We start from the raw sequence: 25,143 nt of genomic DNA on the forward strand, positions 1-25,143 counted from the left end.
CCCGACAAGGAAATGGCGGAATTCGTAGGGTCACCATTCATGGTGACCGTTTTAACACGTTAAATCAGAACACCAGCGCCTGCCCATCCTTACGGCTTTCAGTGGCGGCGATGTAGAAGCCTTGCGGATCGCGCACAATCGCCTGCGCACCGCCGAAGTTATAGCCAAGCAGCGGATCTTCCAGCGTAATTTGATGCCCCATTTCGCGCAGCTTTGCCAGTACGTTACGGTCGATGCCCGGCTCAACCACCACCGCACGTCCTTGCTCAACGCGCCAGCGCGGGGCATCAATCGCTGCCTGCGGGTTTTGCTTGTGCTGCATGATGCGCAGCGCCATCTGCAAATGACCTTGTGCCTGCATCGGGCCGCCCATCACGCCAAACGACATCAGCGGCTGGCCGTCACCGTCGAGGGCAAACGCCGGAATGATGGTGTGGAACGGGCGCTTGCCGCCGGCCACCACATTGGGATGCTGCGGATCGAGTGAGAAACCGCAGCCACGGTTTTGCAGGCTGATGCCGGTGCCCGGCACCACTACGCCAGAACCGAAGCCCATGTAGTTTGACTGTATAAAGGAAACCATCATGCCGCTGGCATCGGCGGTAGAGAGATACACCGTGCCGCTCTGCTGCGGGGAGCCAAAGGTAAAATCCCCGGCCCGATCGGGATTAATCAGCTGCGCGCGCTGTTTCAAATAGTCATCGCTCAGCAGCAGTTCCGCCGGGAACTCGAGGTGATCGTAATCGCTGACGTAGCGATCCAGATCGGCCAGCGCCAGCTTCATCGCTTCAATCGACAGATGCAGCCACGGCACCGAATCCGGTTCATAGCGGCCAATATCCCACTGTTCGAGAATGCCCAGCGCAATCAAGGTGGCGATGCCCTGACCGTTCGGCGGCAACTCCTGCACCGATCCGCCCGCAAATGGGCGCGATAACAATTCCACCCAATCAGCGCGATGATTTTTCAGATCATCAAGGCTGAGCGCCGCGCCATGCTGCTCAGCAAACGCCACTATCTTTTCGGCCAGCTCGCCACGATAGAAGGCTTCACCGCGCGTCTCGGCGATTTTTTGCAGCGTTTCGGCTTGCGCCGGATTGCGGAACAGTTCACCAGCACGCGGCGGGCGACCCTCAGGTGCAAAGCACTCGACAAAACCAGGCTGATCTTTCAGCTTGTTGTAGGCACGCTGCCATAGATGACCAATCAGCGGTGAAACCGGGAAACCGTCACGCGCGTATTCAATGGCCGGTTGCGCCAGCGTGGTAAGCGGCAGCGTGCCAAAGCGTTCGGCCAGCTCAACCCACGCCGAAACCGCGCCCGGCACGGTGACCGCTTCCCAGCCAATTTCCGGCATGGCATCGCGTCCGGCAAAACGTTCCGGGCTCCACGCCGCAGGCGAGCGGCCCGAGGCATTCAAACCGTGCAGTTTTTTGCCATCCCAGATAATCGCGAAGGCGTCACTGCCAAGGCCGTTGCCGCTGGGCTCCAGCACGGTTAACGCCATCGCACTGGCAATCGCCGCATCTACCGCATTGCCGCCCTGTTGCAACATGCGCATCCCCGCCTGCGCCGCCAGCGGCTGCGAAGTGGCAACCGCGTTGCGTCCCATCATCGGTACGCGGTGTGAGGCATAGCTGACGTTAAAATCCAGTTCACTCATGATCGTTCCTTAGTGTGAGTCATCGCGTGGGTCGAGCGCGTCGCGCAAACCGTCGCCCAGCAGGTTGAAGCCCTGCACGGTGAGAAAAATAGCCAGGCCGGGGAAAATCGACATCCACGGCGCCTGTTCGAGAAAGCCTTTGGCGGTATTCAGCATTGCGCCCCATGAAGGCGAGGGCGGTTGCTGGCCGAGGCCAAGGAATGAGAGGCTGGCTTCGGTGATGATCGCCGAAGCAATCGCCAGCGTGGCCTGTACCAGAATCGGCGACAGCACATTGGGCAGCACGTAACGCAGGATGATCCAGCGATCGGGCAAGCCAATTGCCCGCGCGCCGTCGATGTACTCTTCGTGGCGAATGGCAATCACCTGGCCACGCGTCAAGCGCGCGAAAATCGGCATCGCAGACAGGCCAATGGCAATCATCGCATTCGACAAGCTCGGGCCAAGAAATGCGCCCAGCGCGATCGCCAGAATCAGAAACGGGCACGCCAGCAGCGCTTCGATAAAACGCGAAATAATGCCGTCGCACCAGCCTTGCCAGTAACCGGCAATGAGCCCCAGCGGCACACCAATCAGAATGGCGATCAGCACCGAAATGCAGCCCGCCAGCAGCGAGGTGCGTGCGCCCCACACCAGGCGCGACAAAATATCGCGCCCCAACTCATCGGTACCGAACCAGTGCAGCAGCGTTGGCGCTTTGCGCACCGCAAGGAAATTGGCTTTGATGGGATCAAACGGAGCCAGCCACGGTGCCAGCAGCGCCACGGCGACAAACAGCAGCACAATTACCGCACCAATCAGCGCACTTTTATTACGCAGGAACTTTTTCAGCACCCGACGATTCGGCTTTGCCACTGCAGGCAGTGCGCCAGCGGTTAATACCTCGCTCATGGTCAGCCTCGCATTTTCGGGTTAATGATCATATAGAGCACATCGGCCAGCAGATTGAGCAGCAGGAAGCCAATCGCCACCACCAGCACCACGCCTTGCACCACGGCGTAATCACGGTTGAATACCGCATCGACAATCATCTTGCCAAAGCCGGGCAGCGTGAAGACCTGCTCGGTCAGCACCGCGCCACCCAGTAACTCGCCAAACAGCAGCGTGGTGAGAGTAACAATCGGCATCAATGCATTACGCAACGCATGCTTCAACACCACTTTCTTTGCCAGTAGCCCTTTTGCGCGTGCGGTGCGAATGTAATCCGCTTTTAGCACGGCGATCATTGAAGCGCGGGTGTGACGCATTAAGGTGGCGGCCAGTCCGGTGCCGAGCACCAGCGCTGGCAGCAGCAGCGTTTTCAGGTTCTGCGCCACATCTTCGCTAATCGGTACAAAGCCCGATGCCGGTAGCCATTGCAGGTGCACGGAGAACAGCAGAATCAGCAGAATACCGAGCCAGAAGTGAGGCACTGAAATCCCGGAAAGCGCGACAAAGTTGGTGGTGTGATCGACCCAACTGTCTTTGCGCACTGCGGCGATGATGCCCATGCTGATGCCAATCACCAGCGCGATAATCATCGCCAGCAATGACAACTCCAGCGTCACCGGCAATTTGCTGGCGATCAGCGCCGTCACCGGCTCTTTGGTGCGCAGCGACATGCCCAAATCGCCGGTTAGCGCATTACCAATCCAGGCGAAATATTGCGTGGGAATCGGATCGTCCAGATGATATTCCGCCCGCAGCTGGGCGATAACCGCCGGATCACGCTCTTCGCCCGCCATCGCCAGCACCGGATCGCCTGGCAGCAGCTTTTGCAGTGCGAACACCATAATGCTCACCAGCAGCAGCGTCGGAATCGCCAGCAGTAGCCGTTTTACAATCAGTTCCAGCATCCTCGCTCCTTAGCGGTTTACTGCGCCAGACTTACGCCAGCCAAACGCACCAATCCGTCCGGCCAGGCTTTGAAGCCCTGCAATTTCTTCGACATGCCAAAAATGCGTGGCTCAAAGTAGAGGTAAGCAATCGGCATATCGCTTTGCAGTTGGTTCACTACCTGGGTGTACAGCGCCTGACGCTGTGCCTGGTCGTTGGTGAGACGCGCGGCGTTCAGCCACTCATCGACCTGCGCATTGCTGTAGCGTCCGTCGTTAAGCGTGCCTTTGCTGTTAATAAACGAATAGATGCTGCCGTCCGGATCCGGACGACCAGACCAACCCGACAGGCTGAGCTGATAATCCCCGCGTTGCTGACGATCCAGCAGCGTAGCGAACTCACTCATTTGCAGATTGAGGTTGAAACCGGCTTCGCCGACCATCGCCTGAATCACCTGGCCCACTTGCTGTGCGGTCGGGTTATTGCTGACCAGCAGCGTCAGATTGAGCGGCGTGGTGACGCCTGCGGCCTTGAGCAAGGCCTTGGCTTTTTCCACATCGCGCGCGGCAATCGGTGTGTTGACGTGATAAGCGCTGACCGGTGAAAACGCCTGATTGGCTGGCGTATACAAGCCTTCAAACGCCACCTGATTTAGCGCATCACGGTCAATCGCCAGTGAGAACGCTTCACGCACGCGCGCATCTTTCAGCGGACTGTTGGCATCGACTTTGCCGTTGTTGATATTGAAGGTGATGCCCTGATAACCAAGACCCGTGACTTTCGCCAGCGCCAGTTTGCTATCGGCTTCAACGGTTTTCACATCGCTGGCGGCCACGCCTTCGGTGAGATCCAAATCGCCCGCACGCAGGTTCGCGAGGCGCACTGAAGCATCCGGGATCGGCAGGAAAATCACCTTATCGAAGTGATAGGCGCCTTTATTCCAGTAATTGTCATAGCGCTTCAGCACGATGCGATCCTGCTGAACACGGCTGTCGAACTGATACGGGCCAGAGCAGACCGGATGAGCGGCGAAATCGGGCTTTTTCGCCGCTTCCGGTGCCAGCATGGCGCCGGCGCGGTCGGTCAGTTGGCTCAGCAGCGCCGCATCCGGGTTTTTCAGGTGGAACTTCACCTGCATCGGGCCGCTCACTTCCACGCTTTCAATCGAGGAGATTTCACTTTTACGCAGCGAACCCGGCAGCGTTTGCGCACGTTCGATATTGAATTTCACCGCTTGCGCATCAAATTTTTCGCCATCGTGGAAGGTCACGCCGCTGCGCAGATTCATGGTCAGCGTTTTGCCGTCCTCGCTCCATGCCCAATCGGTCGCGAGACCCGGTACCACTTTGAGGTTTTGGTCAACATCGACCAAACGATCGCACATGGCCGCAAACACAAAACGGCCGTAATAGGTGCGCGCCAGATGCGGATCGAGCATGTCAGGATCGGCGCCCAGGCCGATGCGAATCACGCTGTCAGCCTGGCTGTGGGCGCTAGCGCCGAGCAGTAACAGACCGCTGAGGGCGGTTAATAACGTATGACGAGCTTGCTTCACGGTGTCTCTCCAGAGGTTAGGCTTGCTGATTCACCGCCTGCTCAAACAGGGCGCGGCGACGTAAAAAAGCGGCGGAAGGTGGCGCAAGAGTGATGACGCTGCGATCGCGATTAATCTCCTGCCAGCGGTGACAGGCAATTTGACGGCCGCCGCTCAGCACCTGATTAATCGGTTCAAACTGGCGACATTCCGCCGTGGCATAGGGACAACGGGTATGAAAACGGCAGCCGCTCGGTGGATTGGCGGGATTGGGCAGGTCGCCTTGCAACATCGGAATGGTGCGGTTGCCACCCGGCTGCATTTGCGGCGCAGAGGCAATCAGCGCCTGCGTATAAGGATGGAGCGGCGCATCAAAAATCTCATCGACGCTGGCCAGTTCGACAATCTGACCGAGATACATCACCGCCACGCGATCGCTCATATGACGGATTACCGCTAAACCGTGCGCCACGATCACCATCGTCAGACCAAACTGCTGTTTCAGGCTCTCCAGCAGATTCACCACCTGCGCCTGCACCGACACATCCAGCGCTGAAACCGGCTCATCGCCGAGCAATAATTTCGGTTGGGATGCCAGGGCGCGGGCAATACCGATGCGCTGGCGCTGACCGCCTGAAAACTCGTGCGGGTAACGCTCGGCCCAGGCCGCAGGCAGGCCAACGGTGCGTAGCAGTTCGGCGACGCGCGAATGGCGCTGATCGCGGCTCATCTTTTCGTGCAGCCACAAGGGTTCGCCAACAATCTGCTGCACCGTCATGCGCGGATTGAGCGAGGCAAACGGGTCCTGGAAGATAATCTGCAATTCACGGCGCAGCTGATTGAGCCGCGCGCCGCTGGCATCAGTAATGCTTTCGCCCTGATAGAACACGTCGCCAGCGCTGGCGGCCAATAACCGCAGCAGCAAACGGCCCAGCGTCGATTTACCGGAACCGGATTCGCCGACAATCGCCAGCGTTTCGCCCGGCATCACCTGCAGCGAAACGCGATCGACCGCCGTCACGCCGCGATTACGTGAAAACAGCCGGTTGCCCGCGGAGAAGGTTTTGCTTAAATCGCGGCACTCTAAAATCGGCTTCATGCACTTTCTCCCAGCGTGACGTATTGCTCTAACGGGGCGCGGAAACAGGCCACCTGATGATCGTTCGCCAGCGCGCGTAACGCCGGGCGATGCTGGTGGCAGCGTGTTTCGGCGAAGGGGCAACGCGTGGCAAAACGGCAGCCAGCCGGCATGTTTTCCGGCAACGGCACCTGGCCGGGAATGGTGGCCAGCGCACCTTCGCGTGCGCTCAGGCTGGGAATTGAGCCCATCAGGCCAATGGTGTAAGGATGCTGCGGATCGTTGAAAATACGCTCGACGCTGCCGCTCTCCACCACCTGACCGGCGTACATTACCGCCACGCGCTGCGCCACTTCCGCCACCACGCCGAGGTCGTGGGTGATCATCAGCACTGCAGTGCCGGTTTCCTGTTTTAGGGTGTTCAGCAGCGCCAGAATTTGCGCCTGAATGGTGACGTCGAGCGCGGTAGTGGGTTCGTCGGCAATCAGCAGTTTTGGCTGGTTGATCAGCGCCATCGCGATCATCACGCGCTGGCGCATGCCGCCGGAGAGCTGATGCGGATAGGCTTTGAGCCGCAGTTCTGGTGCCGGGATTTGCACTTTTTGCAGAATCGCCAGCGCCGCGTCCATTGCCTGGCGCTTATTCACTTTGCGATGGCGCATCACCGCTTCACTCAGCTGATCGCCAAGCGTGAAGGCCGGATTAAGTGAGGTCATCGGCTCCTGAAAAATCATCGCCAGCTGGTTGCCGCGCAGGCTGGCGTATTCGCTGCTGCTGAGCTGGCGCAGATCGCGGCCATCAAATAGCATATCGCCCTGCAAGATGTGCGCGCTGTCAGGCTGCAGACCCATCAACGTCAGTGAGGTGATGCTTTTGCCGCAGCCCGATTCACCGACCAGCGCCAGCGTTTCTCCCGCCTCTAGCTGCAGAGAAATATCATCCAGCACCGTGACGGGCGAGCCGCGAAACTGCACGCGCAGATTGCGCAGCGATAAAACGGGATGTGCGGTCATGGCATATCCTCCTGGCGGGAATAGAGCGTTTCCATCAGCGCCTGTTGCAGCGCAAGCAGATGCTCACGCATCGCCGCTGCCGCTTCATGAGGCTGGCGCTGGGCGATGTGCATCACCAGCCGCTGATGATGGTTGTCATAGTTATCCAGGCGCGCCGGGGTGCGCGCCTGCACTCGCAAATGCTGCCAGCCGGGATCGCGGCGCACGGCATCAACGGCGTCGAACAGCCCGAGCATCAGGCGATTGCCTGCTGCTTCGGCGATGGCGCGATGAAAGGCGCTGTCCCACAGTTCATGTTGATCGCCATCTTCTGGCGGCGTGATGGCGTGCATGCGCTCCAGCAGGCGTTTCATCAAGGCAATTTGCTCTTTGGTGGCGCGCAGGGCGGCAAGACTTGCCAGCCCCGGCTCCAGCTGCAAACGCGCTTCCATCACTTCAAGCAGATTCGATTGCTGCGGCAGATCCTGTAACACCAGCGGCTGCACCGGCGCGGAGGGCCCAACAAAGGTGCCTTTGCCCTGTTTACGCCAGATGCGGCCCTCTTCTTCCAGCACATCCAATGCCCGGCGAATTTCACGACGACCCACGCCAAAGCGCTCCGCTAACTCACGTTCGGTGGGCAGCGCGCGATCCGGCGTGTGCTCCTGTTGCTGAATCAGCTGGCGCAGTTGCTCAAGTGCGGTGCTGGAGTTGCGGCTGGTTTCTGGCGTGTCATTCATGATTGGTTCGCCTGTTTATGCATCAGAAAAAGATCGGTAAACGCCGCGTATCCAGCCCTTTTCCTGATGAAAGGCGAATTGGACCGCTTTCTTAGCGTAGGCAAGAAGTGAACCAATACTTAATTGGTTCAGCTTGGTGTGTCATCAATGTGTAATAACCACATGATCGCAAAGTAAAAGTTTTTTCAGTGCCCGTTCGGAATTGCGAGAGGCGTCAACGTTTCCATCGATGGGCTGCTTCACGTTGGTGCGCGCACGCTGCTTTTCTGTGCAATGCCAGCAAAGCGGCGACGCGCGGATCGTTAATATTTTATGTTTTTCAGCGGGATATAACCTTGGCATCCATTTTGTATGTGTTAACGCAGATGCAGGAGCGATAGCGGGCAACCGAGGTCGCCAGACAATTTGCAATGGGTCACTAGGGTTCCGGTCGAAAGATGCTGGTCCGAGAGTGAACGACCGTCCTCTGACGGTTACACGGCGGGAAAAAAGCCCGGGAGGAAAGCGAGAACGTTGCTCGCCGCCTCCTGCTTTTTTCGCCCGTTAACGTCAGAGGAACCATCATGATCAAAGCCTGCCTTCGCCTGCTGTTGCTTTGCACCATCACGCTGTTCAGCGTCAATGCGCTGGCCGCCGACAAACCCTCCTTCAAGATTTGCTGGTCGATCTACGCGGGCTGGATGCCGTGGGATTACGCGCAGCAGAGCGGTATCGTCAAAAAATGGGCCGACAAATACGGCATCGATATCCAGTTTGTGCAGGTTAACGACTATATCGAATCGGTGAACCAATACACCGCCGGTGGCTTTGCGGGTTGCACCATGACCAACATGGATGCACTAACCATTCCCGCTACCGGCGGCGTGGATAGCACGGCGCTGATCGTCGGCGATTACTCCAACGGTAACGACGGCATTCTGCTGAAAGGCGCGGGCAACCTCTCGGCGCTGAAAGGCAAGCCGATCAATCTGGTCGAACTCTCGGTTTCACATTACCTGCTGGCGCGAGCGCTGGAAAAATCCGGCATGAGCGAGAAAGACGTCAAAGTGGTGAACACCGCCGATGCCGATTTGGTGGCGGCGTTTGGCACCGCCGATGTCAACGCTATCGTGACCTGGAATCCGCTGCTCGCCGAAGCGGAGAAGCAGCCGAACAGTCATCTGATTTTCTCTTCCGCGCAAATTCCGGGTGAAATCCTCGATCTGCTGGTGGTCAACAGCGCCACGCTTAAAAAGTATCCGCAGCTCGGCAAAGCGCTGACCGGCGCATGGTATGAAACGCTGAAAACCATGTCCGGCCCAACCGACAGCGCCAAAGCGGCACGCACACAAATGGCGCAGGCTTCCGGCACCGATCTGGCGGGCTTTGATCAGCAGCTGGCCGCCACGCATCTGTTCAGCGATGCCAAAACCACCCTCGATTTCGTCCAAAGCCCACAGCTCAAAGCCACCATGCAGATGGTCGCCGAGTTCTCGTTCAAGCACGGCTTGCTGGGCGAGGGCGCGCCGAGCGCCGATGTGGTTGGCGTGGCAACGCCTGCGGGCAATTGGGGCGATGCGGGCAACATCAAACTGCGCTTCACCGATGAGTACACCAAACTGGCCGCCGCCGGGCAGCTGTAAGCGAGGCGATGCCGATGCGTAAGTTGATCAACTACCAACCGCTGCCGCTGGGGCGCTTGCTGCTGGGCATCTTGCCGCTGCTGGCGCTGCTGCTGGTGTATCTGTTCGCGTCGGATGCGCGTCTCAGCCTGAATGCGGCAGACAAGCTGTTGCCGGGCTTTAACGCCATGGGCGACGCCATCAGCCGCATGGCGTTTCAGCCCAGCCCGCGCACCGGTGAATATCTGCTGTGGAGCGATACCGCCGCCAGTCTGCTGCGTTTGCTGTGTGGCGTGGCGATCAGCGCGCTATTGGCGCTGGCGCTGGGTCTGTTCACCGGCGCGCTGCCGGTGGTGCGGGCGGTGCTGGCGCCGCTGGTGACGCTGTTTGCACTGGTACCGCCGCTGGCGATTCTGCCGATTCTTTTTATCTGTTTTGGCCTCGGCGAAGTGTCGAAAGTGGTGTTGATTGTCATTGGCATCACGCCGTTGATTACCCGCGATTTGCAGCTGCAGGTGCAGAAAATCCCGCGCGAGCAGCTGGTGAAGGCGCAGACGCTTGGCGCGCACAGCGCGCAGATTTTGTGGCGCGTGATCCTGCCGCAGCTGATGCCGCGCCTGTTGGATGCGGTGCGGCTGTCGCTGGCGTCGGCGTGGCTGTTTTTGATTGCCGCCGAGGCTATCGCCGCCACAGAAGGTTTGGGTTATCGCATCTTCCTGATGCGGCGTTATCTGGCAATGGATGTGATTCTGCCGTACGTGGCGTGGATCGCGCTGCTGGCCTTCCTGCTCGACCTGTTGCTGCGGCTGATTAGCCGTCGCTGCTGGCCGTGGTATCACGCGAAATAAGGGGCGAGCCATGCCGTTACTGCAACTGAAAAACCTTGAGAAACATTACGGCCAGCAAGTGGTGCTGGAGCGCCTCAATATCGAGGTCGAAGAGGGCGAGTTTGTGGCGATTGTCGGCGCGTCCGGCTGCGGCAAAACCACCTTCCTGAATATGCTGCTCGGCACTGAAGCGCCCAGCAAAGGCCAGCTGTTACTGGATGGCGAACCGATTCCCGACGAACCGGATGCGCATCGCGGCGTGGTGTTTCAGCGCTATTCAGTGTTCCCGCATCTGACGGTGCTGGGCAACGTGATGCTGGGCGACGAGTTCAGCAGTGCGCGTTGGCTGGGCCGCGTGTGGGGAAAGAAGCGTCAGGCGATTCGCCAGCGTGCGCAGGCCATGCTGGCGCAGGTCGGCCTGGAACATGCGCAGAATAAATATCCGCATCAGCTGTCGGGCGGCATGCAGCAGCGTCTGGCGCTGGCGCAGGCGCTGATGAAGCAGCCGCGCATTTTGCTGCTGGATGAGCCTTTCGGCGCACTCGATCCCGGCATCCGCGGCGAGATGCACCAACTGATTACCCGATTGTGGCAGCAGCACAACCTGACGATTTTCATGATCACCCACGATCTGAAAGAGGGATTTAGCCTCGCCTCGCGTCTGCTGGTGTTTGACAAGCTGCGCCACGATCCGCACGCGCCTGAAGCCTGGGGCGCGACCATCACGTACGACCTGCCGCTGGATCGCACACAGCCATCCGAACCGCTGGTCGCCTAAAGGAGAAAACCATGAAGCCTTATCAAACCTTGTTGCCGAGCGGCGCGCACTGGTCACTGGTGATGCGCAGCGGCAGCGCGCTGACCCTCACCGATGTGGAAGGTGGCGCCAACATCGGCCTGCTGTTTTACAACCCGGAAAACCTGCTGGAGCGCTATAACGCGCCTGACACTTTGAAGTGCCAGCACACTTTCCGCCTCACCGCCGGTCACTGTCTCTATTCAGATATGGGACGCATTTTCTGCGGCATTGAACACGACAGCTTCGGCTGGCACGAAAGCGTGTGCGGCACGCTGAATGCCGAACAAACCGCCGCGCGCTTTGGTGCCAGCACCTATCAACAGGCGCGCAACCTGCGCCATCAAAACGGCTACGACAGCTTTCTCGTCGAGCTGGCGAAGTATGGGCTCGGCCAGCGCGATATGGCGTCCTGCCTCAATCTGTTTGCGCAGGTGCGCGCCGACGATAACGGCACTTTGCGGCTGGAACGTCAGGGCGCGGCGGGTGCCAGCGTGCGTTTACGTTTTGCGATGGACACGCTGGTGCTGCTGCACACTTGCCCGCATCCGCTGAGCGCATCGCTGGATTATCCGCGCCAGCCGGTGCAGATCGAACTGGATGCTCAGCACGCGCCATTACCCGAAATCTGTCTGCAACGTGCTGAAAATCAACGCGGCTTGCGTAATAACGCGCTGTATCAACTGCAAGGAGAAATGTGATGATCACTGAAAGTCCGCGCAATCCAGACGAAGCGCGCTTACAACAGCAAATTGATGCCGGTGATTACTGGTTGCAGCGTATCGAAGCCGGTCAGACGCTACGCATCACCGATCTGGAAGGCAATCAGGCCGCCGATACGCTGTTTTTCAATGCTGATGACACCGCTGAACGCTACAGCATGAGCGACACGCTGCGCGGGCAGAACAATGTGTTTCTGACGGCCGGCAGCGTGCTGCGCTCCAACCGTGATCGCCCGATGTTGACCATTACCGCCGATACCTGCGGCCGTCACGATACCTTGGGCGGCGCCTGCTCGTGCGAGAGCAACACCGTGCGCTATGACCTGGAAAAGCGCCATATGCATTCGTGCCGCGATAGCTGGATGCTGGCGGTGGCGGAGAAGCCGCAGTTTGGCCTGATGCGCCGCGACATCACCCACAACATCAATTTTTTCATGAACGTGCCGGTGACGCATGACGGCGGATTGACCTTTGCCGACGGCATTTCTGCGCCGGGCAAATATGTCGAGATGGTGGCGCACATCAACGTGCTGGTGCTGATCTCCAACTGCCCGCAGCTCAACAATCCCTGCAACGGTTACAACCCAACGCCGATTTTAGTCAGCGTGTGGTGATTCTCTGACGCAACGGGACGACCCGATTTCTGCCGTCAATGCCACGCAGGACGACCTGCCGCAACGAGAGTATTCAGTCATGATTGATCGCGTATTAATTGCCAACCGTGGCGCGATTGCCGTGCGCATTATTCGTACCCTGCAAGCCATGAATATCCGGGCGATTGCAGTGTATGCCGAAGCCGACCGCCATGCGCGCCATGTGCGTCTGGCGGATGAAGCCTGGTCGCTCGGCGAAGGTCAGGTGCGAGACACTTATCTCAATCAGGATAAATTGCTGGCGATAGCCGCGCAGAGTGGCGCGCAGGCGCTGCATCCGGGCTACGGTTTTCTCAGTGAGAATCCAGAATTCGTCACGCGCTGCGCAGCGGCGGGCGTGCATTTTCTTGGGCCGAGCGCCGAGCAGATGGCGGCTTTTGGCCTGAAACACAGCGCGCGTGCGCTGGCCGAACAGAACAACGTGCCGCTGCTGCCGGGCAGCGGCTTACTGGCTTCGCTGGCCGAGGCGCAGCAGATGGCGGCGCAGATTGGCTATCCGGTGATGCTGAAAAGCACCGCGGGCGGCGGCGGGATTGGCATGCAGCGCTGTGACGATGCCGAACAGCTCGACGCGGCATTTACCCGCGTGAAGCGCCTGGCAGGCAATAACTTCGCCGACGATGGCGTATTTTTAGAGAAGTTCATTGCGCGTGCGCGCCATATCGAAGTGCAGATTTTTGGCGACGGCGCAGGTGAAGTGATCGCGCTTGGTGAGCGTGATTGCTCTGCTCAGCGCCGCAATCAAAAGGTGCTGGAAGAGACGCCCGCACCGGGCTTGAGCGCAGCGGTGCGCGCGCAGTTGCAGGCCACCGCCGTCAGGCTCGCGCGAGCGGTGAACTATCGCAGCGCGGGCACGGTGGAATATGTGTATGACGATGCCAGCCAGCAGTTCTGGTTCCTTGAAGTGAACACGCGTTTGCAGGTAGAACATGGCGTCACCGAAATGGTGTATGGCGTCGATCTGGTGCGCTGGATGGTGGAGCTGGCGCAGCAAACATTACCGCCGCTGGCCGATTTGCAGCCGGTCGCGCAAGGTCACGCCATTCAGGTACGACTTTACGCCGAAGATCCCGCTAAGCAGTTCCAGCCCAGCGCTGGATTGCTCAGCCATGTGCAGTTCCCCACTGAGATTGAGGGGGCCACGCTGCGCATCGACAACAGCGTGGAGAGCGGCATGGAGGTTTCGCCGTTTTACGATCCGATGCTGGCGAAAGTAATTGTGCATGCTGCCGATCGCGCCAGCGCGCTCGGCAGCATGGTGCAGGCGCTGCACGCCACCGAGCTGTACGGCATCGAAACCAATTTGCTGTGGCTGCGCCAGCTGTGCACGCTGCCGGACGTGCAGCAGGGACGCATCATCACCGCCACGCTCGGCACCCTGCAGTGGCAGCCGCCAACGCTGGATATTCTCAGCGGCGGCACCTTAACCACAGTGCAAGATGCGCCGGGCCGCATCGGCTATTGGCACGTTGGCGTGCCGCCTTCCGGTCCATTCGACAGCCGCGCGTTCCAGCTGGGTAATCGCCTGTTAGACAATGATGCTCAGGCCGCCGGGCTGGAGATCATCTTGCGTGGCCCGACGCTGCGCTTCAACCAGGCCTGCAGTTTTGTCCTGACCGGCGCGCCGATTGCCGCGCAACTCGATCAACAAAGGTTACCGATGAACCAGCGGCTAACGGCGCAGGCCGGGCAAACGCTGACGCTGGGCGAGGTGCGTGACGGCAGCCGCAGCTATCTGCTACTGGCTGGTGGCCTCGACACGCCGCGCTATCTGGGCAGCCGCAGCACCTTCACCCTCGGCAAATTTGGTGGTCATGCCGGACGCGCGCTGCGCGCCGGTGATGTGTTGCATCTCGCCGCGCCGCAGGTGTTGAGTGCCGCAACATTGCCTGACGAACTGCTGCCGCAACTTAACGGTTGCTGGCAGCTGCGGGTGATTTACGGCCCGCATGGCGCGCCCACCTTCTTCACCGATGACGACATCGCGGCATTTTTTGCCGCTGAGTGGCAAGTGCACTACAACTCCAGCCGCACCGGCATTCGCCTGATTGGCCCAAAACCGACCTGGGCGCGCAGCGACGGTGGCGAAGCGGGCATGCATCCTTCGAACATCCATGACAATGCCTACGCCTTCGGCACGGTGGATTTTACCGGCGATATGCCGGTGATCCTCGGCCCGGATGGCCCATCGCTGGGAGGATTTGTCTGCCCGGCAACGGTGATCGAGGCCGATCTGTGGAAGCTGGGGCAACTGAAAGCCGGCGATCGCGTGCAGTTCCAGCCGATCGATCTTTTCACCGCCGATCACCTGGCGCAGGCGCAGCGGGACGAGATCATCAAACTGCAATCTCAACCGATTACAGTGAACGCGGCGCTGCCGTTGATTGATCCTGTGCTGCACCATCATGCGGCAGCGGATCAACGTCCTTCGCTCTCTATTCGAGCAGCGGGCGACCGTTTTCTGCTGGTGGAATATGGCGATTTGCAACTGGATATCGCGCTGCGTTTTCGCGTGCATGCGCTAATGCAATGGCTGGAAGCGCATCCGCTGCCGGGGCAACTGGAATTGACGCCTGGCATCCGCTCGCTACAAATCCACTATGACGCGCAGCTGTGCGCAAGAAGTGATCTATTGGCGCAAATATTGCACGCTGATTTAGCATTGGGGAGCCTGGCCGATGCGGCCGTGCCTTCGCGCACCGTATGGCTGCCGCTCAGCTGGGATGATGCAGCCTGCCGTGAAGCGATTGTGCGCTACGACCAATCCGTCAGACCGAATGCACCGTGGTGCCCAAGCAACATTGAATTTATTCGCCGCATCAATGGGTTGGATAGCATTGAGGCGGTAAAAGAGATCGTCTTTAGCGCTTCTTATTTGGTGATGGGATTGGGCGATGTCTATCTCGGTGCGCCGGTGGCGACGCCACTCGATCCACGTCACCGGCTGGTGACCACCAAATACAATCCGGCACGCACCTGGACGGCGGAGAATTCGGTGGGGATCGGCGGCGCTTATATGTGCGTGTACGGCATGGAAGGGCCGGGCGGTTATCAATTTGTAGGACGTACCATGCAGATGTGGAACCGCGATCGCCCAACCGCTGCATTCACCCAGCCCTGGTTACTGCGCTTCTTCGATCAAATTCGTTTTTATCCGGTAGAGGCCGACGAGTTGCTGCAGATTCGTGAGCGTTTTCCGTGGGGCGATTATCCGCTGCGCGTGGAACAGGGCGAATTCCGTCTCGCCGACTATCAGGCAATGCTGACGCAGCAAGCGCAGGAGATTGATGCCTTCCAGCAACAGCGCCAGCAGGCATTTGATGAGGAGTTGGCGCGCTGGCGTGCTGAAGGGCAGTTTACCTTCGATAGCCAGCTGCAAGCGCAGAGCGGCGAAGAGAGTGTGGTGCCAGCCGGATGTCATCCCGTTGAGAGTCAGGTGGCCGGCAGCGTGTGGCAATGGTTGGTGGAGGAAGGCAGTGAAATTCGTGCGGGTGCCACGGTCGGCATCCTCGAATCAATGAAGATGGAAATCCCGATTGTCGCGCCGGTCAGTGGAAAAATCCATAGTTTGACGCGGCTGTCTGGGCAGCAAGTGCAGGCGGGTCAATTACTTATGGTGATCGACCCAAAAGTGGCATAAGAAAGAATAAAAAATAATCAGGAATCTGGCAGCAAAGTCGGGGATCTGTCCCATACTTAGAAACCCGAACTATTGTTGCATTGCCCTGACATCTTTTGCAGTGCTCAACAGGCTGTGTCCCGCATCGGTTTGATAATAACTATGCGAAACCGCTACGGGATACAGCCTGATCGTCCGGTTTCAGCGCCTGGTGGCGCTTACCTCTCTACTTTCACGTGCTTCATAGTGAGTTTTTAAGGAGTTCTCTATGGAATTAAAAGATCCCATGGTCGAGTTGCTCAGCAGCCTTGAGCAGATTGTTTTGACACGTGACGCTAAGCCATCCGTATCAGAAATTTCTATCAACCAGACTACAGTTCCCGAGCCGCAGCGTTTACGCGAAATGACCGGCATGCAGGTTGACGAATTTGCCCGCGTGATGGGTGTTAGCGTTTCGTCAGTTAAAAGCTGGGAGGCGCAACGTACGCGTCCTTCCGCTACGGCGCGCAAACTGATGAAGCTGTTACAAGCTAACCCGTATTTAGGGCGCCAGCTGCTGGAGTAATCCTTGTTGAGGATGCTCCGACCCGCCTAAATGGCGGGTTTTTTAATTTATAGCGCCGTACTTTGCCGCCTGTTTGATGAACCAACTCTCTGGCACGCTGTATGGCGGCTGCGCTAATTGCGCTAATCCCTGTTTGATGGTTTGTTCTGCTTGCTGCCACAAATGACTATCGCCCTCGCGCAGGAGCTGAATCTGAATCTGCTTTTCCACCAGATACACGCGCGCAAAGTCGGCATCGTACTGCACGATGGCGCGAGTATTGTCGATGATGTCGGCCAGCTTGATGGTTTGCGCCTCGGGCGAGGCATCGGCGGTATGACGGAAATGCGCCAGCTTACGTGCGGCGCGATTTTTCGCTGCAGGCTGCGCGCTGTCGGTGAGTTGATCTACCAGGTCCGCCACGCGCGCGCCGAAATGGCGCTCGATATCATCTAAGGTGCTGGACGTGTCTTCAACTGTGTCATGCAGCCAGGCGGCGGCAATCATCTGTTCATCATCGGTAACGCTACGCACTAACTCGGCGACGGCAGCCGGATGCACAATGTAAGGCTCGTCAGTGTATTTGCGGCGTTGACCCGCAGCAGCATGCGCTTCAGTGGCATAACGGCGCGCTTGCTCTTCCAGTGAATCTCGCATATTTCACTCTCCCAGAGAAAAGTCGCTTGCAATTATCTAGCGCGCTATTTATATTCAAACCCATGAACAGTAATCAAGATGACAAAAAAGTGAAGCAGGCGCCACTTCAGTTAGATCAGCAGCTCTGCTTTGCGCTGTATTCGGCGAATCTCGCGATGCACAAAGTCTATCGCCAGCTGCTATCCAGGCTGGAGATTACCTATCCGCAATATCTGGTGATGCTGGTGCTGTGGAATCAGGACGATGTGACGGTTTCCGAGATTGGCGAGCAGTTGTTTCTTGATTCAGCAACGCTGACGCCGCTGCTGAAACGTCTGGAGAGCGCGGGTTTACTGCGACGCCAGCGTTCACGCCAGGATGAGCGTCAGGTTGTGGTGACGTTGACCGATGAAGGTCGAGCGTTGCGTGAGAAAGCGGAAAGCATTCCGGAAGCCATTCAGTGTGCGACGGCCTGCGATGATCAGGCAATGGCGTCACTGAAAGGTCAGTTAGACGAGTTGCGCGACAGCCTTTACCGCGCCAATTGATGTTGAGTAGGGGAAGTCGCTGTCCCGACATCCCCAAAGATGACCTTCAGGTTTGCGCATAATAAGTAGTGCGCGATTATATAGCGAATTAACGAGGTTAATATGTCTTTAGAACAAGTTGTTTATACTGCAAAAGCAAAAGCCACCGGCGGTCGTGATGGTCGTGCGACTTCTTCTGACAACGTGCTGGATGTAAAACTGGGCGTGCCAAAAGAGATGGGCGGCGCAGGCGGCGAAGTGACTAACCCAGAGCAGCTGTTTGCCGCGGGTTATTCAGCCTGTTTCCTCGGCGCGATGAAGTTTGTAGCTGGCCGCGACAAGATTGCGATGCCGAAAGATGCATGGATTGAAGGCGAAGTGGGTATTGGCCCAATCCCGAACGGTTTCGGAATTGAAGCCAAGCTGAATATCCATCTGCCAGAAATGGACGCGGCTGAAGCGCAGAAGCTGGTGGATGCGGCGCACATCGTTTGCCCATACTCAAACGCAACGCGTGGCAACATCGACGTGATGCTGAACATCATCAACTAATTGATGTGGCTAGCGATAAAAGGCTCCTGCGGGAGCCTTTTTTACATCTGAATTACATTCGAACTGCTTCAATTAGAAAAATTGTCTGGTCTTACCATTGGTTAAATGTTCTACTGCTCGGCTTCGCGCCATCGCCTCTTCGCCAGTCGGAATCGTCCCGATCCTGCATCTTGCGTCACGCTTTTTCCGCGGTTTAGCGAACTCTGCTGTCTTTAAACAGTCACATAACGGTTGATACAACGACACCAGGTCGGGAATAGATATTTTCATGAATTATATTAAAAGTTTAACGCAGCAAAAGCTGTCTCTGCTGCTTGCCCTCTATCTGGGCATCTTATTGAATTTGCCAATATTTTATCGCCGCTTTGACGGCTTTTTAACAAAATCCAATATCTCAAATTGGCTCTCAGCTGCCGCAGAAGTGATGGCTGCCGTACTTCTCACCTTTTTCCTGATGCGCCTGCTGTCGCTGGGCGGGAAATGGGCTTATCGCATACTGGCCACACTCACCGTGATCATTTCTGTTGCTGCCGCCTATTACATGGCGTTTTTCAACGTGGTGATTGGTTACGGCATTATCGCCTCGGTGATGACCACCGATATCGATCTCTCTAAAGAAGTGATTGGCCTGCATTTCGTGTTGTGGATGGTGCTGGTGAGCGCGCTGCCGCTGCTGCTTATCTGGCGCAATAACCTCAGCCACACGCTGATTGAACAACTTAAAACGCCTGGCCAACGTCTGAAGCCGATAGCCGTTATGCTGCTGAGCGTCGCGCTGGTGTGGCTGCCAATTCGCTATTTCGACAAGCTGCAAAAGGTGAATGAAGAGATCACCAACATCGATTTACCGAGTTATGGCGGCGTGGTGGCGCACTCCTATCTGCCATCCAACTGGATCGCCGCACTGGGCCTGTTTGCCTGGACTAAAGTCGATGAAGAGTGGGATGGCCAGGAGTTGCTCGATCCGGCGAAGAAATTTACCTACGTCGCGCCAGCGGGCATCGACGATACCTATATGGTGTTCGTGATTGGTGAAACCACGCGCTGGGATCACATGGGGATGCTTGGCTACGATCGTGATACCACGCCGAAGCTGTCGAAAGAGAAGAATCTGGTCGCGTTCCGTGGTGAATCTTGTGATACCGCCACCAAGCTGTCGCTGCGCTGCATGTTCGTGCGCGAAGGCGGCACCATGGATAATCCGGGTCGCACGCTGAAAGAACAAAACGTTTTCGCTGTATTGAAAGAGCTGGGCTTTACGTCTGAGTTGTTCGCGATGCAGAGCGAAGTGTGGTTCTACGATAACGCTGACACCAATAACTTCTCGTTCCGCGAGCAGATTGGCTCAGAGAAGCGTAATCAGGGCAAAGCGGTCGATGACATGCTGTTAGTGCCGGAGTTACAGGCATCGTTACAACGCTTCCCGAAAGGCAAGCATGTGGTGATTCTGCACACTAAAGGCTCGCACTACCTTTATTCTCAGCGTTACCCGCGTGATTTCGCGCGCTATAAGCCGGAATGCATGGGCGTTGATGAGAAGTGCAGTAAAGCGCAGTTGATTAATGCCTATGACAACTCGATTTTGTACGTTGATACCATGCTGGACAGCGTGCTCGATCAACTGCGTGATAAGAAGGCGATTGTGTTCTACGCCTCCGATCACGGTGAGTCGATTAGCGAGAATATGCACTTGCACGGCACGCCGCGCGAGATGGCGCCACCGGAGCAATTCCGCGTACCGATGATGGTGTGGGCTTCTGATAAGTATCTTGAGGACCCAACTAACCGCAGCAACTTCGAACGTTTGCAGGCACAGCAGCGCGTGGGTAAAACTCATCGCCATGTTGAGCTGTTCGATACCATTATGGGTTGCCTCGGCTACACCTCGCCAGACGGCGGAATTAAAGACGCGAATAACTGGTGTTCGGCACCTCCGGCCACGCCTGCTAAACCGCTGTGATTTGCTGGGGTTGCTGACTTCTGCTTGCTTTCCAGGCGATCAGATGGGTTTTCAGTAAAAGGCATTGACGCTTTTTTAGCAGCGCAGTAATATGCGCCCCCATCGGCGAGTAGCGCAGCTTGGTAGCGCAACTGGTTTGGGACCAGTGGGTCGGAGGTTCGAATCCTCTCTCGCCGACCATCTTTGAAGAAACCTGCTTTTATAAGCAGGTTTTTTTTCGTCTGTAATTTGTTGGGCCTTGTGCCGATCAGGCTGAAATACAGGGCCGCTCCGTAAAGTCGCCGTGGACACATCCCTGTGGGCTCTGCCGACGCATCCCTGCGTCGGAAGCTTTACTCCGCGGCCCTGTATCTCATCCTTAATGGGGCTCCGCTGCGTTGGGTTATACAGCCACACCGATGTTGATCAGCGATGGGAAGGCGGCTCGGTTAGCAAAGCGTCCGCCGCAGGGATGCGGCGGTCGAGGCTACAGGGACGTATTCACGCCGACTTTGCGTTCGAGCCGCCTTTCCTCAGCAACGCAACGAGCGAACAGCAAAACCCGTCTATTTAAGCCTTCCACGCGTCAAATCAATAATAACTAGTAATATCCCCAGTCTACTCTCTGCATCCCTTGCCAAATCACACCAACAGGCTTAATTCGCGAAACATTCTTCTTATGACCGGTTTATGCATCATGCTGATTTCTTATGCCATTTCACTAGCACATTCCGCTGCCTGAACGTCATAACGCACGAAGAATCGTTCAGATATTCAACATTTACCAATAAGTTTTGTGTGTTTTTTAACGGTGATAATCACTGCCATTTGGCTACATAGCCAGATAATCACGCGGCATTGAGCGCTTTATCACCTTTTTTAATTTTGGCTTACGCTGAGAAGGGTGTTTTTTATCGTTGCTTGCACTTACTCACACTCTGTGTAAATAACCCCACACTGTATTGACGTTCATTGCAACTGTTGACAAATTGATGCGTCAATAAAATGTAGAGAAGGACGTGTCTGACAGATTCCACGGTGCCAGCACAAAAAAATAACCGCTCACATTTTGCTTACTCTTAATTGACCTGCCCGAACCGCATAAAAAAATCAGAGGTCGGGCGACGCACACAACATCACATCACAATGGAGCAAAACATGATCAACTCCCTGGCTAAATCCAGGATGCTGAAGGTCGGTCTCAGCCTGATTGCTATGACCGTTGCCGCTGGTGTCCAGGCGAAAACCCTCGTTTATTGTTCAGAAGGTTCGCCGGAAGGCTTCAACCCGCAGCTCTTCACATCGGGCACCACCTACGACGCCAGCTCCGTACCGATCTACAACCGTTTGGTTGAGTTCAAAACCGGTACCACCGAGCTGCAGCCAGGCCTGGCAGAAAAATGGGATGTCAGCGCGGACGGTAAAACCTATACCTTCCACCTGCGTCAGGGCGTGAAGTGGCAAACCACCAAAGACTTCAAGCCAACCCGCACCTTTAATGCCGATGACGTCGTGTTCTCCTTCGAGCGTCAGCTCGACAAAAACAACAAATACCACGGTGTTTCTGGCGGCAGCTACGAATACTTCGAAGGCATGGACATGCCTAAGCTGATCGCCAAAATCGAGAAAGTTGACGATTACACCGTACGCTTCACCCTGACGCGCCCAGAAGCGCCGTTCATCGCTGACCTCGGCATGGACTTCGCCTCAATCATTTCTAAAGAATATGCCGACAACATGCTGAAAGCGGGCACGCCTGAGAAGCTGGACCTCAATCCAGTGGGCACCGGTCCGTTCGTGCTGCAGCAGTATCAGAAAGACTCGCGCATTCTGTATAAAGCTAACCCGGACTTCTGGGGCACCAAGCCGAAGATTGATCGCTTAGTGTTCTCCATCACGCCAGATGCGTCTGTGCGTTATGCCAAACTGCAGAAAGGCGAGTGCCAGGTGATGCCGTATCCGAACCCGGCCGACATCGCCAGCATGAAGAAAGACGACAAAATTAACCTGATGGAGCAGCCTGGTCTGAACGTCGGTTATCTGTCGTTCAACACCGAGAAAAAGCCGCTGGATAACGTGAAAGTGCGTCAGGCACTGACCATGGCGGTGAACAAACAAGCCATCATCGATGCCGTTTATCAGGGCGCTGGTCAGGCCGCGAAAAACCTGATCCCACCAACTATGTGGGGCTACAACGACGACATCAAAGATTACGCCTACGATCCTGAGAAAGCGAAAGCGCTGCTGAAAGAAGCGGGCATGCCGGATGGTTTCTCAATCGACCTGTGGGCAATGCCGGTTCAGCGTCCATACAACCCGAACGCACGCCGCATGGCGGAAATGGTTCAGGCTGACTGGGCGAAAATTGGCGTGAAAGCCAAAATCGTCACCTTCGAATGGGGCGAGTACCTGAAACGCGCGAAAGCCGGTGAACACCAGACCGTGATGATGGGCTGGACCGGTGATAATGGGGATCCAGATAACTTCTTCGCCACGCTGTTCAGCTGTGCAGCGGCGAAAGACGGTTCTAACTACTCACGTTGGTGCTACAAGCCGTTTGAAGATCTGATTCAGCCAGCCCGTGCTGAAGCCGATCACAACAAACGTATTGAACTGTACAAACAGGCTCAGGTAGTGATGCATGACCAGGCGCCAGCGCTGATCATCGCCCACTCAACCGTATACGAGCCAGTGAGCAAGAAAGTAACAGGTTATGTGGTTGATCCATTAGGTAAACATCACTTCGAAAACGTCGATATCCAGGAATAACCTTTCGGATTATCGCGGTCAGGGCCAGCATTGCTGGCCCTCGGGCGGCACCTTCGCCGCCCGTATTCCGCTCTTTTTTTCCGGCAAATTCTAATATTGAAGCGCTTCTTGCGTCGCGTCTGCCCTTGGCGGGCTGCGAGTGTTGAGCAATGTTGTCCCCGGCGGTAACGCTGTGGGAAATGTCAGAGAACCAGGATTATGCTGCAATTCGTACTCCGACGTTTGGGCCTTGTCATCCCAACGTTCATCGGTATCACATTATTGACCTTCGCGTTTGTCCACTTGATCCCCGGCGATCCGGTACTGATCATGGCCGGCGAACGCGGTATCTCTCCTGAACGTCACGCGCAACTGATGGCGCAATTTGGCCTCGATCAGCCGATGTGGAAGCAATATCTCACCTACATCAACGGCGTCTTGCACGGTGACCTCGGCATCTCGCTGAAAAGCCGTATCCCGGTCTGGGACGAATTCGTACCACGCTTCAAAGCCACGCTGGAACTGGGCATCTGCGCCATGTTGTTCGCCGTGGCGGTTGGTATTCCCGTTGGCGTGCTGGCCGCAGTAAAACGCGGCTCGATCTTCGATCACACCGCCGTAGGCATCTCGCTCACCGGTTACTCGATGCCGATTTTCTGGTGGGGCATCATGCTGATCATGCTGGTCTCGGTGCAGTGGAACCTCACGCCGGTCTCCGGGCGCGTCAGCGACACCATCTTCCTCGACGACAGCCATCCACTCACCGGCTTTATGCTGATTGATACGCTGTTCTGGGGCGAAGAGGGCGATTTCAAAGATGCGGTGATGCACATGATTTTGCCGGCCATCGTGCTCGGCACCATTCCGCTGGCGGTGATTGTGCGTATGACGCGATCCTCAATGCTGGAAGTGCTGGGTGAAGATTACATCCGTACCGCGCGTGCCAAAGGCCTGACGCGTATGCGTGTGATTGTGGTGCATGCGCTGCGTAACGCCATGCTGCCGGTCGTCACCGTGATTGGTTTGCAGGTCGGTACGTTGCTGGCCGGTGCGATTCTGACCGAAACCATCTTCTCGTGGCCAGGACTTGGTCGCTGGCTGATCGAAGCGCTGCAACGCCGTGACTATCCGGTGGTGCAGGGCGGCGTGCTGCTGGTGGCGATTCTGATCATCGTGGTCAACCTGCTGGTTGATCTGTTGTACGGCGTGGTCAATCCACGTATCCGTCATAAGAAATAAGGGGGAATCATGTCTGCTGTTGATCCCGCAAGCGTAACTGCTGCACCCAAGCCGATGACCCCGTTGCAGGAATTCTGGCACTACTTCAAACGTAACAAAGGCGCGGTAATCGGCCTGGTTTACATCGTTCTGATGCTGTTGATCGCCATCTTCGCTGATGTGCTGGCACCGCACGCACCGGCCGAGCAATTCCGCGATGCCTTGCTGCATCCGCCAGTCTGGCAGGAAGGCGGCAGCTGGAGCTACATCCTCGGTACCGATGACGTGGGCCGCGATGTGCTGTCGCGCCTGATGTACGGCGCGCGCCTGTCGCTGCTGGTCGGCTGCATGGTGGTGGTGCTGTCGCTGATTCTCGGCGTGATATTTGGTCTGATGGCCGGCTACCTCGGCGGCGTGGTTGACGCCATCATTATGCGTGTGGTCGATATCATGCTGGCGCTGCCAAGCCTGCTGCTGGCATTGGTGCTGGTGGCAATCTTTGGTCCATCGATTGTTAACGCCTCGCTGGCGATTACCTTCGTTGCCTTGCCGCACTATATCCGTCTGACACGTGCTGCGGTGCTGGTTGAAGTGAACCGCGATTACGTCACCGCTTCGAGCGTGGCGGGTGCCGGTACGCTGCGCCAGATGTTCATCAATATTCTGCCTAACTGCCTGGCACCGCTGATCGTGCAGGCATCATTAGGTTTCTCCAACGCCATCCTCGATATGGCGGCGTTGGGCTTTCTCGGTATGGGGGCGCAGCCGCCAACGCCGGAGTGGGGCACCATGCTCTCCGACGTGTTGCAGTATGCGCAAAGTGCCTGGTGGGTGGTGACATTCCCTGGAGTGACCATTCTGCTAACGGTTCTGGCATTCAACCTCATGGGCGATGGTTTGCGTGATGCACTCGACCCGAAACTCAAGCAGTAAAGAGGC

21 protein-coding genes, 1 tRNA gene and 1 riboswitch are annotated in these 25,143 nt (G+C 57.0%); of the genes, 14 read left to right on the plus strand and 8 right to left on the minus strand.

The features are described from left to right. Window positions 1–64 precede the first annotated feature (64 nt). Genes PanJK_RS17635 through PanJK_RS17665 form a run of 7 tightly spaced genes read right to left on the minus strand, consistent with a single transcriptional unit; the run spans window position 65 to window position 7,822 of the window. The gene (locus PanJK_RS17635; RefSeq protein WP_265301562.1) at window positions 65–1,663 is read right to left on the minus strand and encodes a gamma-glutamyltransferase family protein; all 1,599 of its coding nucleotides are present in this window, start codon (window positions 1,661–1,663) and stop codon (window positions 65–67) included. A 9-nt stretch (window positions 1,664–1,672) separates the two neighbouring features. Continuing rightward, the gene (locus tag PanJK_RS17640) at window positions 1,673–2,554 is read right to left on the minus strand and encodes an ABC transporter permease (protein WP_265301564.1); all 882 of its coding nucleotides are present in this window, start codon (window positions 2,552–2,554) and stop codon (window positions 1,673–1,675) included. A gap of 2 nt (window positions 2,555–2,556) precedes the next feature. Beyond that, the gene (locus tag PanJK_RS17645) at window positions 2,557–3,498 is read right to left on the minus strand and encodes an ABC transporter permease (protein ID WP_265301567.1); all 942 of its coding nucleotides are present in this window, start codon (window positions 3,496–3,498) and stop codon (window positions 2,557–2,559) included. Between the two features lie 17 nt (window positions 3,499–3,515). Beyond that, on the minus strand, window positions 3,516–5,033 hold the full coding sequence (locus tag PanJK_RS17650) for an ABC transporter substrate-binding protein (RefSeq protein WP_265301570.1): 1,518 nt from the start codon (window positions 5,031–5,033) through the stop codon (window positions 3,516–3,518). A gap of 16 nt (window positions 5,034–5,049) precedes the next feature. Next, entirely contained in the window at window positions 5,050–6,111 is a 1,062-nt protein-coding gene (locus tag PanJK_RS17655; protein ID WP_256697980.1) for an ABC transporter ATP-binding protein, read from the minus strand. Next, the gene (locus PanJK_RS17660; RefSeq protein WP_265301573.1) at window positions 6,108–7,103 is read right to left on the minus strand and encodes an ABC transporter ATP-binding protein; all 996 of its coding nucleotides are present in this window, start codon (window positions 7,101–7,103) and stop codon (window positions 6,108–6,110) included. Before PanJK_RS17660 ends, PanJK_RS17655 begins: the two co-directional genes overlap by 4 nt. Further along, entirely contained in the window at window positions 7,100–7,822 is a 723-nt protein-coding gene (locus PanJK_RS17665; RefSeq protein ID WP_256697982.1) for a FadR/GntR family transcriptional regulator, read from the minus strand. The genes PanJK_RS17660 and PanJK_RS17665 overlap by 4 nt, the downstream gene beginning before the upstream one ends. 407 nt (window positions 7,823–8,229) lie before the next feature. Next, a riboswitch (guanidine-I (ykkC/yxkD leader) is annotated at window positions 8,230–8,324 on the plus strand. A gap of 61 nt (window positions 8,325–8,385) precedes the next feature. Between PanJK_RS17665 and PanJK_RS17670 the strand changes: the two genes are divergently transcribed. The 7 genes from PanJK_RS17670 to PanJK_RS17700 all read left to right on the plus strand — a co-directional run bounded on the left by PanJK_RS17670 (window position 8,386) and on the right by PanJK_RS17700 (window position 16,605). Continuing rightward, complete coding sequence (locus PanJK_RS17670; RefSeq protein WP_265301575.1) at window positions 8,386–9,444, plus strand: putative urea ABC transporter substrate-binding protein; 1,059 nt, start codon at window positions 8,386–8,388, stop codon at window positions 9,442–9,444. Between the two features lie 14 nt (window positions 9,445–9,458). After that, window positions 9,459–10,271, plus strand: a complete 813-nt coding sequence (locus PanJK_RS17675; RefSeq protein WP_008104638.1) for an ABC transporter permease — start codon at window positions 9,459–9,461, stop codon at window positions 10,269–10,271. 10 nt (window positions 10,272–10,281) lie between these two features. Next, window positions 10,282–11,028: an ABC transporter ATP-binding protein gene (locus PanJK_RS17680; RefSeq protein WP_265301578.1), complete on the plus strand. Its 747-nt coding sequence runs from the start codon at window positions 10,282–10,284 to the stop codon at window positions 11,026–11,028. 11 nt (window positions 11,029–11,039) lie between these two features. Further along, window positions 11,040–11,747 (plus strand): urea amidolyase associated protein UAAP1, encoded by a 708-nt coding sequence (locus PanJK_RS17685; protein WP_265301580.1) that lies wholly within the window; start codon window positions 11,040–11,042, stop codon window positions 11,745–11,747. Next, a complete protein-coding gene (locus tag PanJK_RS17690; protein ID WP_265301582.1) occupies window positions 11,747–12,382 on the plus strand; it encodes an urea amidolyase associated protein UAAP2 in 636 nt (211 codons plus the stop codon). Before PanJK_RS17685 ends, PanJK_RS17690 begins: the two co-directional genes overlap by 1 nt. Before the next feature lie 79 nt (window positions 12,383–12,461). After that, window positions 12,462–16,061, plus strand: coding sequence for an urea carboxylase (gene uca / locus PanJK_RS17695; protein WP_265301585.1), 3,600 nt, complete (start codon window positions 12,462–12,464; stop codon window positions 16,059–16,061). A gap of 247 nt (window positions 16,062–16,308) precedes the next feature. After that, the gene (locus PanJK_RS17700; RefSeq protein WP_008104629.1) at window positions 16,309–16,605 is read left to right on the plus strand and encodes an HTH-type transcriptional regulator; all 297 of its coding nucleotides are present in this window, start codon (window positions 16,309–16,311) and stop codon (window positions 16,603–16,605) included. Window positions 16,606–16,647: 42 nt separating this feature from the next. On the opposite strand, the gene PanJK_RS17705 is transcribed toward PanJK_RS17700, so the two are convergent. Continuing rightward, entirely contained in the window at window positions 16,648–17,241 is a 594-nt protein-coding gene (locus tag PanJK_RS17705) for an HD domain-containing protein (RefSeq protein ID WP_265301587.1), read from the minus strand. Between the two features lie 62 nt (window positions 17,242–17,303). Between PanJK_RS17705 and PanJK_RS17710 the strand changes: the two genes are divergently transcribed. The 7 genes from PanJK_RS17710 to dppC all read left to right on the plus strand — a co-directional run bounded on the left by PanJK_RS17710 (window position 17,304) and on the right by dppC (window position 25,137). Next, entirely contained in the window at window positions 17,304–17,768 is a 465-nt protein-coding gene (locus PanJK_RS17710) for a MarR family winged helix-turn-helix transcriptional regulator (protein WP_008104624.1), read from the plus strand. Between the two features lie 102 nt (window positions 17,769–17,870). Continuing rightward, window positions 17,871–18,299, plus strand: a complete 429-nt coding sequence (locus PanJK_RS17715; RefSeq protein WP_265301590.1) for an organic hydroperoxide resistance protein — start codon at window positions 17,871–17,873, stop codon at window positions 18,297–18,299. Window positions 18,300–18,567: 268 nt separating this feature from the next. Then, window positions 18,568–20,259, plus strand: coding sequence for a kdo(2)-lipid A phosphoethanolamine 7''-transferase (gene eptB / locus PanJK_RS17720; protein WP_265301591.1), 1,692 nt, complete (start codon window positions 18,568–18,570; stop codon window positions 20,257–20,259). Window positions 20,260–20,362: 103 nt separating this feature from the next. Then, a tRNA-Pro gene (locus tag PanJK_RS17725) sits at window positions 20,363–20,439 on the plus strand. A 957-nt stretch (window positions 20,440–21,396) separates the two neighbouring features. Then, complete coding sequence (gene dppA, locus PanJK_RS17730; RefSeq protein WP_265301592.1) at window positions 21,397–23,007, plus strand: dipeptide ABC transporter periplasmic-binding protein DppA; 1,611 nt, start codon at window positions 21,397–21,399, stop codon at window positions 23,005–23,007. Between the two features lie 198 nt (window positions 23,008–23,205). After that, window positions 23,206–24,225, plus strand: a complete 1,020-nt coding sequence (dppB, locus tag PanJK_RS17735) for a dipeptide ABC transporter permease DppB (RefSeq protein WP_154181932.1) — start codon at window positions 23,206–23,208, stop codon at window positions 24,223–24,225. A 9-nt stretch (window positions 24,226–24,234) separates the two neighbouring features. After that, window positions 24,235–25,137, plus strand: coding sequence for a dipeptide ABC transporter permease DppC (gene dppC / locus PanJK_RS17740; protein WP_061719333.1), 903 nt, complete (start codon window positions 24,235–24,237; stop codon window positions 25,135–25,137). Window positions 25,138–25,143: the final 6 nt, after the last annotated feature.

The organism is Pantoea sp. JK (assembly GCF_026130245.1).
In the GTDB taxonomy this organism is placed as follows: domain Bacteria; phylum Pseudomonadota; class Gammaproteobacteria; order Enterobacterales; family Enterobacteriaceae; genus Pantoea; species Pantoea trifolii.

Coding starts and splice junctions, on each gene's coding strand:
- PanJK_RS17635 (WP_265301562.1), bottom strand. CDS start 1,663: ATGAGTGAACTGGATTTTAACGTCAGCTATGCCTCACACCGCGTACCG.
- PanJK_RS17640 (WP_265301564.1), bottom strand. CDS start 2,554: ATGAGCGAGGTATTAACCGCTGGCGCACTGCCTGCAGTGGCAAAGCCG.
- PanJK_RS17645 (WP_265301567.1), bottom strand. CDS start 3,498: ATGCTGGAACTGATTGTAAAACGGCTACTGCTGGCGATTCCGACGCTG.
- PanJK_RS17655 (WP_256697980.1), bottom strand. CDS start 6,111: ATGAAGCCGATTTTAGAGTGCCGCGATTTAAGCAAAACCTTCTCCGCG.
- PanJK_RS17660 (WP_265301573.1), bottom strand. CDS start 7,103: ATGACCGCACATCCCGTTTTATCGCTGCGCAATCTGCGCGTGCAGTTT.
- PanJK_RS17665 (WP_256697982.1), bottom strand. CDS start 7,822: ATGAATGACACGCCAGAAACCAGCCGCAACTCCAGCACCGCACTTGAG.
- PanJK_RS17670 (WP_265301575.1), top strand. CDS start 8,386: ATGATCAAAGCCTGCCTTCGCCTGCTGTTGCTTTGCACCATCACGCTG.
- PanJK_RS17675 (WP_008104638.1), top strand. CDS start 9,459: ATGCGTAAGTTGATCAACTACCAACCGCTGCCGCTGGGGCGCTTGCTG.
- PanJK_RS17680 (WP_265301578.1), top strand. CDS start 10,282: ATGCCGTTACTGCAACTGAAAAACCTTGAGAAACATTACGGCCAGCAA.
- PanJK_RS17685 (WP_265301580.1), top strand. CDS start 11,040: ATGAAGCCTTATCAAACCTTGTTGCCGAGCGGCGCGCACTGGTCACTG.
- PanJK_RS17690 (WP_265301582.1), top strand. CDS start 11,747: ATGATCACTGAAAGTCCGCGCAATCCAGACGAAGCGCGCTTACAACAG.
- uca (WP_265301585.1), top strand. CDS start 12,462: ATGATTGATCGCGTATTAATTGCCAACCGTGGCGCGATTGCCGTGCGC.
- PanJK_RS17700 (WP_008104629.1), top strand. CDS start 16,309: ATGGAATTAAAAGATCCCATGGTCGAGTTGCTCAGCAGCCTTGAGCAG.
- PanJK_RS17705 (WP_265301587.1), bottom strand. CDS start 17,241: ATGCGAGATTCACTGGAAGAGCAAGCGCGCCGTTATGCCACTGAAGCG.
- PanJK_RS17710 (WP_008104624.1), top strand. CDS start 17,304: ATGAACAGTAATCAAGATGACAAAAAAGTGAAGCAGGCGCCACTTCAG.
- PanJK_RS17715 (WP_265301590.1), top strand. CDS start 17,871: ATGTCTTTAGAACAAGTTGTTTATACTGCAAAAGCAAAAGCCACCGGC.
- eptB (WP_265301591.1), top strand. CDS start 18,568: ATGAATTATATTAAAAGTTTAACGCAGCAAAAGCTGTCTCTGCTGCTT.
- dppA (WP_265301592.1), top strand. CDS start 21,397: ATGATCAACTCCCTGGCTAAATCCAGGATGCTGAAGGTCGGTCTCAGC.
- dppB (WP_154181932.1), top strand. CDS start 23,206: ATGCTGCAATTCGTACTCCGACGTTTGGGCCTTGTCATCCCAACGTTC.
- dppC (WP_061719333.1), top strand. CDS start 24,235: ATGTCTGCTGTTGATCCCGCAAGCGTAACTGCTGCACCCAAGCCGATG.